The organism is Acinetobacter sp. ABJ_C4_1 (genome assembly GCF_044538495.1).
Classification (GTDB): domain Bacteria; phylum Pseudomonadota; class Gammaproteobacteria; order Pseudomonadales; family Moraxellaceae; genus Acinetobacter; species Acinetobacter nosocomialis_A.
In genome coordinates this window covers 177,965-191,164 of the sequence record NZ_JBIUCQ010000004.1, presented here as the reverse complement: position 1 = coordinate 191,164, position 13,200 = coordinate 177,965, and the positions used below count along the sequence as shown (strand labels likewise).

At 40.4% G+C, this 13,200-nt stretch carries 11 protein-coding genes; 1 reads left to right on the top strand and 10 read right to left on the bottom strand.

From position 1 onward, the window contains the following. Positions 1–7: 7 nt before the first annotated feature. The 5 genes from pilQ to ACIF8R_RS07790 all read right to left on the bottom strand — a co-directional run bounded on the left by pilQ (position 8) and on the right by ACIF8R_RS07790 (position 5,213). Positions 8–2,173, bottom strand: a complete 2,166-nt coding sequence (gene pilQ / locus ACIF8R_RS07810) for a type IV pilus secretin PilQ (RefSeq protein ID WP_396480081.1) — start codon at positions 2,171–2,173, stop codon at positions 8–10. 62 nt (positions 2,174–2,235) lie between these two features. After that, positions 2,236–2,763 carry a pilus assembly protein PilP gene (locus ACIF8R_RS07805; protein ID WP_396480142.1) on the bottom strand — a complete coding sequence of 176 codons (528 nt, stop codon included), beginning with the start codon at positions 2,761–2,763 and terminating at the stop codon, positions 2,236–2,238. Positions 2,764–2,773: 10 nt separating this feature from the next. Next, positions 2,774–3,514, bottom strand: coding sequence for a type 4a pilus biogenesis protein PilO (locus ACIF8R_RS07800; protein WP_263614733.1), 741 nt, complete (start codon positions 3,512–3,514; stop codon positions 2,774–2,776). After that, positions 3,511–4,155: a PilN domain-containing protein gene (locus ACIF8R_RS07795; RefSeq protein WP_031956429.1), complete on the bottom strand. Its 645-nt coding sequence runs from the start codon at positions 4,153–4,155 to the stop codon at positions 3,511–3,513. The genes ACIF8R_RS07800 and ACIF8R_RS07795 overlap by 4 nt, the downstream gene beginning before the upstream one ends. Continuing rightward, a complete protein-coding gene (locus ACIF8R_RS07790; protein ID WP_311086530.1) occupies positions 4,155–5,213 on the bottom strand; it encodes a pilus assembly protein PilM in 1,059 nt (352 codons plus the stop codon). The genes ACIF8R_RS07795 and ACIF8R_RS07790 overlap by 1 nt, the downstream gene beginning before the upstream one ends. 161 nt (positions 5,214–5,374) lie before the next feature. Between ACIF8R_RS07790 and ponA the strand changes: the two genes are divergently transcribed. Beyond that, positions 5,375–7,933 (top strand): penicillin-binding protein PBP1a, encoded by a 2,559-nt coding sequence (ponA, locus tag ACIF8R_RS07785; RefSeq protein WP_396480079.1) that lies wholly within the window; start codon positions 5,375–5,377, stop codon positions 7,931–7,933. 17 nt (positions 7,934–7,950) lie between these two features. Here ponA and ACIF8R_RS07780 read toward each other — a convergent pair whose 3' ends face one another. From ACIF8R_RS07780 to ACIF8R_RS07760, 5 genes are read right to left on the bottom strand one after another with little or no spacing between them, the layout of a single operon-like run. Beyond that, positions 7,951–8,775 (bottom strand): putative RNA methyltransferase, encoded by an 825-nt coding sequence (locus ACIF8R_RS07780; RefSeq protein ID WP_396480077.1) that lies wholly within the window; start codon positions 8,773–8,775, stop codon positions 7,951–7,953. A gap of 2 nt (positions 8,776–8,777) precedes the next feature. Beyond that, positions 8,778–9,110: a hypothetical protein gene (locus tag ACIF8R_RS07775; protein ID WP_263614738.1), complete on the bottom strand. Its 333-nt coding sequence runs from the start codon at positions 9,108–9,110 to the stop codon at positions 8,778–8,780. A 60-nt stretch (positions 9,111–9,170) separates the two neighbouring features. Next, positions 9,171–10,289, bottom strand: a complete 1,119-nt coding sequence (gene mraY / locus ACIF8R_RS07770) for a phospho-N-acetylmuramoyl-pentapeptide-transferase (RefSeq protein WP_263614739.1) — start codon at positions 10,287–10,289, stop codon at positions 9,171–9,173. Beyond that, entirely contained in the window at positions 10,290–11,690 is a 1,401-nt protein-coding gene (murF, locus tag ACIF8R_RS07765; protein WP_311069810.1) for a UDP-N-acetylmuramoyl-tripeptide--D-alanyl-D-alanine ligase, read from the bottom strand. It abuts the gene before it with no gap. An 8-nt stretch (positions 11,691–11,698) separates the two neighbouring features. After that, complete coding sequence (locus ACIF8R_RS07760; RefSeq protein ID WP_396480074.1) at positions 11,699–13,198, bottom strand: UDP-N-acetylmuramoyl-L-alanyl-D-glutamate--2,6-diaminopimelate ligase; 1,500 nt, start codon at positions 13,196–13,198, stop codon at positions 11,699–11,701. Positions 13,199–13,200 lie beyond the last annotated feature (2 nt).

Sequence of the window (13,200 nt, the reverse complement as noted above, 5' to 3'; positions counted from 1 at the left end):
AAATATATTAATGATTTCTCGCTAAAGTGTCATTAACAATTCGTGGTGTAACGAAAATCAGCAACTCTTGTTTATCATCAGACTTTACGTCTTTTCTAAATAAACGCCCAACTACAGGAATATCACCAAAGAAAGGAACTTTAGTTTGAGAATTCGTAGTTGTTTGCTCAAATACACCACCTAAAATGACGGTTTCTCCATTATCAACGAGCACATTAGTATTAATATTATTCTTATTGAGAATTAGCTCACCATTTGGAGCCGCACCTGCTACAGAGTCTTTAGAAATATCCAACTTCATTTGGATCTTACCATCAGGTGTAATACTTGGTGTCACATTTAAACTTAGCAATGCATCTTTAAAAGATGTAGTAGCTGTTGAGCCTGCAGCGGAATTTGTTGTAGATTGATAAGGAACTTGCTGACCAGTGGCTACTTTCGCAGTTTGTTTATCAGCAGTCATGACTTTAGGTGTTGAAATCACTTCACCATAGCCATCAGCTTGTAAAGCAGATAACTCAAGATCCAACATGAAGTCAGACATACTGATGAGACCAAAGGCAATACTTCCCGCTGGATTAGAAACTCCCAAGTCAACGTTTAAGTTATCAGGGCGCTCAATAGTATATTTATAGCCTCCCGTAGTCTCATCTTTTTTAGGCTCACGCAAATTCCACAGGGTTGTTTCACTACCACCAACCAACAAATTTTTATTATTAGTAATTCCTTGTGAAAGAATGCCCCACTTCACCCCAAGTTCTTTGGTAAATGAAGTAGAGGCTCTAACAATACGCGCTTCCACCATAACCTGTTTAACTTGCACATCAAGCAAATCAATCATTTTTCTAATCTGATCAATTGACTGAGCTGTATCATTAATAATGAGAGTATTGGTTCGATCATCTTGAGTAATCGTACCACGTGGACTCAATAAACTTCCCACATTATTACCTAAGCTATCAACTCCAGTATTTAGATTAGTTGAAGTTGAAGTACCTGCACCTGATGTATGTTGTAAACCATTATTATTATTTGAGCCTTGTGTAATCAAACCCATGATATCGCCAGATTTAGCGTATTTAAGTTGAATATATTCAGTTTGTAATGGAGCAAGTTTAACACTTTGCGCAACAGCTTTCGCTTCTTCCTCTTCAGCTTTGATTAACTCTGCAATTGGAGCAATCCAAATCACATTCCCATTACGACGTTTATCTAGATTTTTTGTTTTTAAAATAATATCAAGTGCTTGATCCCAAGGCACATCTTTTAAACGTAGCGTGATATTACCTTGCACACTATCAGCTGCGACCATATTAATGCCTGTAAAATCAGCAAGGAGCTGTAACACTCGGCGCACTTCAATATCTTGAAAATCTAATGAAAGTTTATTTCCTGAATAATTCGGAGTTTTATACAAAGATGTTATATTTTTATCCTGTGGCCGTTTCAGGCTAATCGTGAGCTTGTTTTCCGCCTGATATGCCATATATTCATAGCTACCAGATGACTGAATTGTAATCACACCAGTGCCTTTTTCATTATAAGCATCAATACTTGAAACTGGAGTTGCAAAGTCATTTACATTTAAACGACGCGCTAAATGTGTCGGAATTTTTGTACCTATTGTTTTTATAACAACTTTACTACCTTGTTGTTGAACATCTACAGGTGTATTACTCCCCAAAAGGTCGACAACAACTAAGCCTTCTCCCTGGTTACCACGTTGAAAACCAATATTTGAAACGCCTTGTGGTTGTTTAGCTACTACAGGTATAGGCTTATTACTGGTTTGAGCCGAATTAATTTTTAAAATGAAAGTATTACCTTCCACTAGTGTTGTAAAAGCGCCAGCATCTTTTAGGTTTACGGTTAAACGTGAACGCTGGTCATCTGAAGTCACATCAACGGAACTTGCTTCATTGGTTGCAACTGCAATTTTAGACTGTTTTAAACTTTGCTGTGCCTTATCAAAATCTAGTATTAAACGTGAAGGATTTTCAAGTTGATAAGCTTGTGGCTGTGGTGGTAAGCCATTAAACATGACTCTAATTTCTGTGCCCTGACCTGCTATTTGCGTTGGTACAATATTAGTCATGCTGACCTGTGCAGATGCAGCCTGCATAATTGCAACAGCTACAACCCCCAAAGAAAACTGACGGAATACCTGATTCATTGTCTGACCATCCCCAATTAAATAATCTTTAAAAATACTTTTTCGTTGTTATTCCCTAAGTTTTAGGGTGCAGGCCCAATCAAGACCAACGTTCTCGGTCTCTCGACATAGCCCTCTCGACCATCTGGTACGATCTCGACCAGATCAATCTGGGTCGGACTAATATGGGTAATACGACCCTGATTCATGCCTATATAATTACCCACTTGTACCCGTTCGATCTGCTGATCTGGCGTCTGGATTAAAGCCAATATTTGGCCACGGTTATTACGCATGCTTCCTTTCATGTTTAAAGCTTCAAGTGCATAACTTTCGAGTGGTTGCGGCGGACGTGAGAAATTTGGATAAACCCGCTTTCCAGCCATAATTTTGAGTTCAGCAGCCAGAGAACTTGGCATAAATGGGCTTTTCAATTGATGAGCAGCATAATTAAATTGTGGTACCGGAGTAAAAATTGGGGCTGGCTCAATAGGTAATGGTGGCTGGTTACGGATATTTGCCATTTGCTGGTTCACAGCATCGATTCTTGAATCACATCCTACAAGGGCAGCACAAGCCAAAACATAAAGAGTAATTTGCTTAATTTTCATCATCACTCTCCTATTTCGGCTGAGCAGAAGTGCTAGTTGATGCAGAGGCTGCTGGAGCCTGGGCCGATTGTGTCGGTGTATCTGTTGCTTCTACATATCGATAGGTTTTCGCTTTAATAGAATAATTCAGTACAGGAATATCCGACTTACTATCTTTGGCTGGTGATGCATCAACAGTAAAATCGTGCATGGTTACAATACGCGGTAAAGCAGCAATACTACTTACGAAAGCTCCAAATGCGTGATAGTCCCCTGTAGCCTCAATTGCGATAGGTTGTTCGATAAAAATTTCTTGCTTCACTTCATTTTCTAAGCGGATATTTTTAAATTTCAATCCAGAGTTCACACCAGTTAAGTTAATATCTTCAACTAAACTTGGAATCTCTGTTTCTTTCGGCAACTGTTCTAATTGCTGGTTGAAATTTGCCTGCATCTCTTGAAGCTGCACTTGATACTGTTGAAGGTTACGTAATTTCGAGTCTTTTTCTCGAAATTCATTTAATAAATTACTTTCCTGAGCTTGAGCATTGTCAATTGCTTGTAGCTTTGGCTGAATAGCAACAAAATATCCCAAAGCTAACACAGCAAAGAAAATAAAAATCCAGCAAGTAATTTTTACAGATATTGGCCAACTACCATAGTTGTTCATATCCAACGTATTAAATTGCTGAAGGAATTTATCTAAATTGAATTTCTTTTTCTTTGAAGCTGATTGCTCTAATGATAATTCTTGAAGTTCATCTTGACTCATTTAGCTGCCCCCGTGTCTTTAGCTACGGCTGGCTTATCAGCATCCTTATTCGTTGTGGTCACGCCCATTTCCCCCAAATCGACAGTCACAACAAAACTGCCATAATGATCTTCTACTCTAGGAAGAAGAGAACTCGCAGTCTTATCTTTTTTATCTTCAGTCGCCAAGAAAGAGCTCATAAAAGCATTACGATACCAAGGAGATGCTTCAAGATTACGGAGTAATTCAGCTACCGTATTTGGACTTTCAGCCTTACCCTCTATTGTAAATTTATCTCCGGTTCGGCTAAATTTAGTGAGATACATTGCTGGTGGTGTGACTCGAACGAGCTCATCAACTAGTCGCACCACTACTGGACGTTGACCCTGCAAATCTTGAATCAACTTCATGCGCTCAATAATGGCATCACGCTGTTCTTGTAAACCGTTTAATGCTTTTAATTGCTGATCAAGGTTTTGATTTGTACTTGTAATCAGTTGATTTGCCTGCGTTTGATCATCTAGTTTATGATCAAAATAGAACCATCCCCCAAATACGGTTGTAATCCCCAAAACAACCACCCCAAAGCATAAAGTTATAAATTGTTTTTTTCGTTGCTCCCTCAGCTCTTCACGCCAAGGTAGTAAGTTAATTGTTGCCATTAATCAAAACTCCTTAAAGCCAAGCCACACGCCACCATTAAAGATGAAGCATCATTTTCAATTTTTTGAACGTCGACTTGAGGAGAAAAGCCCATTTGTAAAAATGGATTGGCAATAGTGACTCGGTAACCTAATTTTTGCTGCAAAAGCTTGGCGAGGCCTGGAATATTCGCATTCCCCCCTGCAAGCAAAATATGGTCAATTTCATTGAATTGCGATGAAGAAAAGAAAAACTGTAAAGAGCGAGCTGCCTGCTGAACTACAGCATCTAGAAACGGGTCTAGCACTTCAATTTCATAGTCATCTGGTAAAGTGCGGTCTTTTTTCGCTCGGCTTGCTTCTTCTAAAGACAAACCATAACGACTTTGAATTTCAAGCGTAAGTTGCTTGCCACCAAAGACTTGCTCACGGGTATAAACAATCTTGCCGTTTTGCATGACAGATAATGTCGTCATGGTATGGCCAATATCTAAAATCCCTATCGTATTTGCGCCCATCGGTAAGCTATCAGCAAACACACTAAAAGCACGTTCGACCGCATAACTCTCGACATCTGCCAATTTAGGATTCAAATCTGCCAACTCAAGAACTTCAACGCGTGTTTCAACGTTTTCAGTTCTTGTTGCGACCAAAAGAACATTTACACGATTTGGATTTGAAAGACGATCAGGCAAAACCTCAAAATCAAGGCTCACCTCATCCAACGGGAACGGTATGTACTGCTCCGCATCCACACGAATCTGAACTTCACGTTCGTCATCGCTCATATCTGCATCCATTTCGATAGTTTTATGAATAACCGTCGATGTCGGAACAGCAATTGCAGCATTTTTGGTCTGGGGATTTGCTAAATTCATCGCCCGTTCCAAAGCCTCTGCCACTGCTTCTGGATTTAAGATATTTTTTTCAACTACACTGTTTTCAGGTAAAGGCATCAAAGCATAGCTTTCCACCCAATATTTACCGTTCTTGACAGAGAGCTCTAACAACTTAACAGAAGTCGAACTAATATCGACGCCCATTAACCCCTTATTAGGTTTACGATATAACCTGAGCACACTATTGTCCTATTATTTTTTTATCCCCAAAAAAAATTACAAACCAATAATCTCGGTCTTTATTTTTACACGGATACAATATCTCATCTAACAATCCGCATGTCTAAAGGCTATACTGACCACAATTAGTTTGTATTCGATCTTATTAAAGCTTACTTATCATGAAAAAGCTATCCAGTTTGGGCTTCGTGCGTCCAATTTTTTTGATCATTATTATTATCTTAGTCTCACTTCCGATGGGATTTTATGGCATGTATCTCTATATTGCCCCAACCCTCCCGGAAATGAGTTCACTAAAAAAAGCACCGCTTTTAAAGCCATTGCAAGTCTATACAGCCGACAACCAACTTATTGCTGAGTACGGTGGTAAGCTTTCTATTCCGGTTGAATACAAACAAATTCCTCCTACTTTTATTCATGCCTTCCTAGCAGCAGAAGATTCTTCTTTCTTTGAACACAGTGGCATTAGCTTTAAAGGTTTAGGTCGTGCTTTGAGTGAAAGTGTGACTGGTTCTGATGTGCAAACAGGTGGTTCGACCATCACCATGCAGGTTGCAAAGAACTATTATTTAAGTCCAGAAAGAACATTAAAACGCAAACTAACAGAAATCTTTTTGGCTCGAAAAATTGAGCAAAACTTATCTAAAGAAGACATCTTAAGTCTTTATGTCAATAAGATTTTCTTGGGTAAAAATGCTTACGGTATCGCAGCTGCTGCAAAAATTTACTATAACAAGAGTATTAATGAGCTTAGCATTGCTCAAATGGCTATGATTTCTGGCTTACCGAAAGCACCGTCTAAATACAACCCGGTTGTTAACCCAGAGCGCGCACTTGAACGCCGTAACTGGATTTTAGGACGTATGTTGCAGCTCGGTTATATTTCTCAAGCAGAATATCAAAAGGCTGTTGCAGAGCCAATTAACTTGAACATGCCTAACCGCGACCTAAATAATATTCACCCATATGCAGGTGAAATGGTCCGTTCAGAGCTTGTAAAACACTTTGGTGAACAAGCAATTGACTCAGGCTATAAGGTTTATACAACTATTAATGCCCAACGTCAGGCTATTGCAGAGAAATCTGTACAAGATGGCTTAGAAGCTTATGACCGTCGTCATGGCTGGCGTGGAGCTGAAGCACATGACAAACCATTAAGCCAATTTAGAGCTTATGCCAACACCTATCCAGCAGAAGTGACTAAAGTAAATAGCAACTCTTTTGAAGCATTAATGCAAGATGGCTCAACAGTTACTGTGCAATGGTCTGGCATGTCATGGGCACGCCCCTATCGCAATGCGAATAGTGTAGGTGGCGCACCTTCACGTGCATCTCAAATTGTTAAAGTGAAAGATATTGTTCGTTTACGACCAAATGATACCAAAACTGCATGGTCGTTAGTTCAAGTACCAAAAGTTCAAGGCCAGCTTATTGCAATTAACCCAAATGACGGCTCAATTGAAGCCATTGTTGGTGGTTATAATTTCTATCAATCAAAATTTAACCGTGCTCTACAAGGCTGGCGTCAGCCTGGTTCTACCATCAAGCCATTCCTCTATGCTTTAGCGTTAGAGCGTGGTATGACTCCTTACAGCATGGTCAACGATAGTCCAATTACCATTGGTAAATGGACACCGAAGAACTCTGATGGCCGTTATCTAGGTATGATCCCTTTACGTCGTGCTTTGTATTTGTCGCGTAATACCGTATCAGTAAGACTTTTACAAACAGTAGGGATTGAACGTACTCGCCAGTTATTCATGGATTTTGGTTTACAAGAAGATCAAATTCCGCGTAACTACACGATTGCTCTAGGTACACCTCAAGTGTTACCAATTCAAATGGCAACAGGTTATGCAGCGTTTGCAAACGGTGGTTACCGTGTTCAACCACATTTCATCCAACGTATTGAGGATGCATACGGCAAAGTTATTTACGAAGCTAAACCAGAATATGCATGTATTCCATGTATTAATGCCTCTGAAACCAAAGGTGATGCGCAGACAACTACACCAGATGATCAAGTTGTTGAAGTTACCAATAAAGAATTAGAGCAGAAAGAAAAGGCAGCTAAACAGCTTAACCTTAAACAAACTGATAAAAATAACAGCCAATATCGTCAAGCTCAGCGTATTTTAAAATCAAGCTCAGCTTATGATATGGCAAATATCTTACGTGATGTAATTGAGCATGGTACAGGTCGTGCTGCGCTTAAAATTGGTCGTAGTGACTTAGGTGGTAAAACAGGTACAACCAACGATGCAAAAGATGCATGGTTTGCGGGCTTTAATGGCAAGTTAGTTGCGATTACATGGGTCGGCTTTGACCAACCGACGACTCTTGGTCGTCGCGAGTATGGCGGTATTGCGGCATTGCCAATCTGGATTAACTTTATGGACCAATCCCTAAAAGGTACTCCAGCAGCTTGGGTGAGTTTAGATAAAGATGCTCAGGCGCCGATTTCTCGTGACAAACAAGCTGTCGTTACTGAAGTAACAGATAAGAAAACATATCGTGCTGCACCGCCATTAGCACGTCCACTCTATCGTCCTGCACCGCCACAACCGAAAGCTAACACCAATAATGACTTTGATGACTTACCTGGTGAGGAAATTGTAATTCCATCTAAAGCAGCGCCTCCAGCAATGAAGCCTTCACAAGGATCAGCGCCGAAGCGTGACAAAGATGAATTAGAAAACTTGATTAATCAAATTGAGTAAAAATAAAAAAGCCATCGTTAGATGGCTTTTTTATTATGCTTTTGGAAAAGATAGATTTGAAATGATGCTGTTACTTGCAGGTGTGATTGTTGTTCTAATTGCATACGACGCTCTGGAGAAGCCTTATATGCATATGGGGTCATAGCAATCAGGTTCTTTAAAGCTTGCTGGTCAAGCAATAAAGGAGCATCTATAACTTGCTGTTCTTTCAACTCAAATAAATCTTGCAGTTGTTCAATAAATTTTTGCGGTGTGTGCGGATTGACCTGCTCAAACAGTGCTTCACGCATCGCATATAAATGTTCAGTTGCAGGCGTGACAACAATTAGATATCCATCATCTTTTAGCACACGTAAAATTTCTGCTTGCGGAATCGGGCTAAAAAGACTGGTACACACATCCATACTTTGATCGATTACAGGTAAAGTTGCTCCTGTACCGACGACCCAAGTCACTTTGTCATTTAACTTTGCTGCACGTTGTACTGCATTTTTTGCAATATCTACGCCTATACACTGCTCAACAACATGCTGCATTGCACTGGTGTAATAACCCTCGCCACAACCAATATCAAGTACAGCTTTGGCTTTAAGCTGTTTCAGTAAATCAACTACAGCTTGCTGTAGAGGTTGATAATAGCCACCTTGTAAAAAGGCACGGCGCGCATCTACAGACTCGGGAGTATCCCCCGGATTTTTACTGTGTTTATGCTGTACAACGTGTAAGTTCACATAACCTTGTTTTGCAATGTCATAACTATGGCCCCGATCACATCGCCAAGTTTTACTTACTAATTCGAGTCTCTGACGACACACTGGACACATTAAATTTTGCATAGTCACTTCTAATTATTCTCTTGTTCTTTTTGTTGTAAATAAGCCTTTGCTTGCGTACCAACAAAAGTACGGCCCGCATTTGTTCCATTAATCCATTCATCTACTTCAAACAAATCAAATAAACCAATTTTAATTAAAGTCGGAATCGCAATTTTTAATTCCTCTTCAATTTGGCCTCTTTGCCCCGCATTATACAAATCAATGTTATGCAGCATCGTCGCTACTGTTCCAGTTTGTACCTGACTGCCATCTTTAAGTACAACTTGAGGTAACACTTCCCCATCACTAACCACTTTTTGGTTAATTACAGATAATTGGTCTAGCCCAACAACCTTTGTCATTTACCTCTCCAATAAAAAAAGCCAGTAGAAACTGGCTTTATATTGACACCAAAATAAGTTCTAGCGCAATTTTAAGGTCATTAGGCCTAAAACAACTAGCATAATCGTAATAATCCAGAACCGGATAACCACTTGGGTTTCTTTCCACCCTTGTTTTTCATAGTGATGATGCAATGGTGCCATCAAAAATACGCGCTTATTCCGCATTCGCAACGACCCGATTTGCAAGAAGACCGATACAGCCTCCATCACAAAAACACCACCCATAATCGCAAATACGATTTCTTGGCGTACCATAACGGCAATTGTTCCAAGCATTGCGCCTAGAGCTAAAGCACCCACATCCCCCATAAAGACTTGAGCTGGATGCGCGTTATACCAAAGAAATGCCAAACCCGCACCAATCATGGCAGAACAGATTACAACCAGTTCTGAAGTATATTTAACATATGGAATATGCAAATAATTAGCAAAACGGATATCGCCAGATAAGTAAGCAAATACGCCTAAACCAGAAGCAACCATAACGACTGGCATAATGGCTAAACCATCTAAACCGTCAGTTAAGTTAACTGCATTAGACGCACCGTTAATCACTAAATAAGTAAATACAATAAATGCCAAACCTAAAGGAACAATAGAAAGTGGAATAGAAAGATTCTTAAAGAAAGGAATCAATAAATCCAGCATATTTGCAGTGTGTTCTGCATTAGATTGTTCAGTTGCAATTAAATATAAGGCAATACCAGCACCGAGTGACGCAATAGAAGTCCAGAAGAACTTCTTACGAGCAGGTAAACCAGCATTGTCTTTATAGCGAATTTTAATCCAGTCATCTGCCCAGCCAACTGCGCCGAATACAACCATTACACCAAGCACAATCCAAACATAAGGGTTAGATAAATCAGCCCATAACAAAGTACTAATACCGATTGAAAGTAGGATTAAGATCCCACCCATCGTCGGTGTACCCATTTTTTTAGCATGATTTTCAGGAGCAAATGAACTTACTGCCTGACCGTATTTTAACGCCTGTAATTTACGAATCATGATCGGCCCGAGAACCAAACCAATGGTCAGTGAGGTTAATACACTGAGTAAAGAACGTAATGTTAAATAACGAACGACCTGAAACGAACTGTGATAGCCCGCAAGGTGTTCAAACAACCATAACAGCATTTAAAGTTTCTCCATCAAATCAGCCATCAACGTTTCCATATGAGTAAAGCGAGAACCTTTAAACAGGAAACTCATGGACTGTGGTTGATGTGTTTGGATTAGATTGATTAAAAATGGAAGCGCCTCAGCTTGAGTCTGAAATGCTTTCAATTTATTAGAATGAAGGCCTGCACCTTCGAGAGCTGCTGAGGCAAACTGCCCCACTGCAATAATATGGTCTAAAGGAAGCTCGGCGAGGTCGCGACCTAAATCGTGATGTTCTTGCCAACTGCTATCGCCTAACTCGCCAATATCCCCCATCACCATGACTTTAATGCCATTTTGTTGAAGTAATACTTGTGCCGCAGCACGCATGGACGTTGGATTAGCGTTATAAGTGTCATCAATAAACAAGTAAGGCGCTTTTTGAATAAAGTTCAAACGACCTTTCGCACCTTGCGCTTGCTCTAAACCTTTTACAATATCTTCTAAGCTAATCCCTAGCGCTAGAGCAAACGCTACGGCTGCCGTTGCATTTTGTACATTATGCTCACCAGCAAATGGCAATCTTACAAAGCTAGAACCTTGAGGCGTATGTAACTGAAAATTGACAGACTGTGGCAATAATTCAATATCTGTAGCAAAGACGTCACCACCTGTACCAAAGGTAGAGATTTGATGATCTTTCGCTGCTTCACGAATCTCGGTAGTGAAGTCATCTTGTTGCGGAACAATAGCAACGCCCTGAGGCAAAATATGACGATAAATTTCCGATTTAGCACGACAAATGCCATCACGCCCGCCGAACTCACCCAAATGAGCAGTTCCAATATTTAAAATGCCAGCGACGTGTGGCTGAACAAGTTTTGATGTGTAATCAATTTCACCTTGATGACTTGCGCCAAGTTCCATCACTGCATACTGATGTTCCTTACGAAGCTCGAGCAGCATCATCGGCACGCCTAGGTCATTATTTAAGTTGCCTCGGGTAATGAGTGTGGGTGCTAAACGAGACAGTATGCTTCCTAGCATTTCTTTGGTGGTGGTTTTGCCACTACTGCCTGTTAAAGCAATCACTTTCAATTGAGCATTTTGTTCGCGGCGATAAGCACCTAATTGCCCCAAAGCCAAACGAGTATCAGCAACCACAAGCTGAGCAATATCAACATCTAATGGACGTTCAACAATAGCGATTTGACAACCATTTGCTGCAACTTGTGCAACGAAATCATGTGCATCGAAACGCTCACCTTTTAGTGCTAAAAAGGCGTCCCCACTTTCTGCATGACGTGAGTCAGTCAAAATACGTTTAATTTCAGTTTGAGGGATCTGGTCTTTATGCCAGTAACCCTGCGTTGCCTGTTGTAATTGTTGAGCTGTCCACGGTTCCAAAGGCACGGTACTGGTGGTTGAAGTATGCATAATTTTTCCTATTGTGCAGGGTAAGCAGCATCTACCGTATGATGTTGTGCATCAATCGCAGAACGCACTTCAACCACATCATCAAACCAGTGACGCACACCATTAATTTCTTGATAATTTTCATGTCCTTTACCGGCAATCACCACAATGTCACCAGCTTGAGCTTGCTCTGCAACAAATTTAATGGCTTCACGTCGGTCATGAATTTCATGCATACGATGCCCTGAAAAATCGATTCCTTGCTTCATGTCAGCAAAAATCTGTTCAGGGTCTTCTGTTCTTGGGTTATCTGAAGTCAAAATAACCGGATTTGCGCCATCTAAAGCGGCTTGAGTCATAAGTGGACGCTTACCACGATCACGATCACCACCACATCCAAATACTGCCCAAAGCTCATTAGAAACATGACGCTTTAATGTTTTAAGCACTTGAATCAATGCATCTGGCGTATGCGCATAATCGACTACAAATAGTCGCTCATCATCACGAATGACTTGCATTCGGCCTGGGGCACCAACTAGTTTAGGAACAAAATCAACTAATGCTTGTAAATCGAAACCAGCTTGCTCAGCAGCAATAAGTGCTGCAATTAGGTTTTCAACATTGAAATGACCTAATAACGGACTTTCTACCGCAAATGAACCTTGCTGACTTACCAAATTAAAGGTTGCACCTGCCAAGCTATAACTTAAATCGGTAATGTAATAATCGGCTGTATTTTGAGTAAGCGAATAAGTCAAAATTTTAGGTTGTGCAGGATTATTCTGTGCAGACTTAATCATTAAATCTGCATGAGCATCATCTAGATTAATCACAGCAACTTTTAACGAATTAAACTGGAACAAACGAGCCTTTGCTTCTGCATAAGCTTCTAGGGTGCCATGATAGTCGAGGTGGTCACGACTTAAATTACTATAAACAGCAATTTCAATATCACAACCATTTAGTCGGCCTTGCTCAAGACCATGTGAACTTGCTTCTAAAGAAGCAAAAGTTGCCCCCTGCTTAGCATAAGCATGTAATTCGTTTTGTAATTGTAGAGCATCAAGAGTGGTATGCGTAGAAGGTGTCAAGTCCGGTAAAATACCATTACCAGTCGTCCCCATCACAGCACAGCGCTGCTGTTGTGAACTAATTAACTCAGCAATTAAGCGGGAAATAGTCGTTTTACCATTCGTCCCTGTTACAGCAATAATCCGTAATGGTTTAACTGTATCAGTCTGTTGTAAATAACGTTTTTGCCACTCACCCATGCGCTGGCGCACATCAGGACATACCCACTCATTTGCCACAGCTAATTCGGTTTCACTAATAACAGCGAGCGCTCCATTTGCTAAAGCTGCTTCAGCAAATGTACGTGTTTTTTCAGGTTGGCTATAACTGGTCAAAGCAATAAAAATTTGGCCTGTTTCGATTTTACGACTATCTAAACCAAAGCCATGAAATGGCTGATGAGGCCATTGTGCATCAATCTCGATTGGATTAATTTCTTGAAAAGAAACAGTCATAG

Coding starts and splice junctions, on each gene's coding strand:
- pilQ (WP_396480081.1), bottom strand. CDS start 2,173: ATGAATCAGGTATTCCGTCAGTTTTCTTTGGGGGTTGTAGCTGTTGCA.
- ACIF8R_RS07805 (WP_396480142.1), bottom strand. CDS start 2,763: ATGAAAATTAAGCAAATTACTCTTTATGTTTTGGCTTGTGCTGCCCTT.
- ACIF8R_RS07800 (WP_263614733.1), bottom strand. CDS start 3,514: ATGAGTCAAGATGAACTTCAAGAATTATCATTAGAGCAATCAGCTTCA.
- ACIF8R_RS07795 (WP_031956429.1), bottom strand. CDS start 4,155: ATGGCAACAATTAACTTACTACCTTGGCGTGAAGAGCTGAGGGAGCAA.
- ponA (WP_396480079.1), top strand. CDS start 5,375: ATGAAAAAGCTATCCAGTTTGGGCTTCGTGCGTCCAATTTTTTTGATC.
- ACIF8R_RS07775 (WP_263614738.1), bottom strand. CDS start 9,110: ATGACAAAGGTTGTTGGGCTAGACCAATTATCTGTAATTAACCAAAAA.
- mraY (WP_263614739.1), bottom strand. CDS start 10,289: ATGCTGTTATGGTTGTTTGAACACCTTGCGGGCTATCACAGTTCGTTT.
- murF (WP_311069810.1), bottom strand. CDS start 11,690: ATGCATACTTCAACCACCAGTACCGTGCCTTTGGAACCGTGGACAGCT.
- ACIF8R_RS07760 (WP_396480074.1), bottom strand. CDS start 13,198: ATGACTGTTTCTTTTCAAGAAATTAATCCAATCGAGATTGATGCACAA.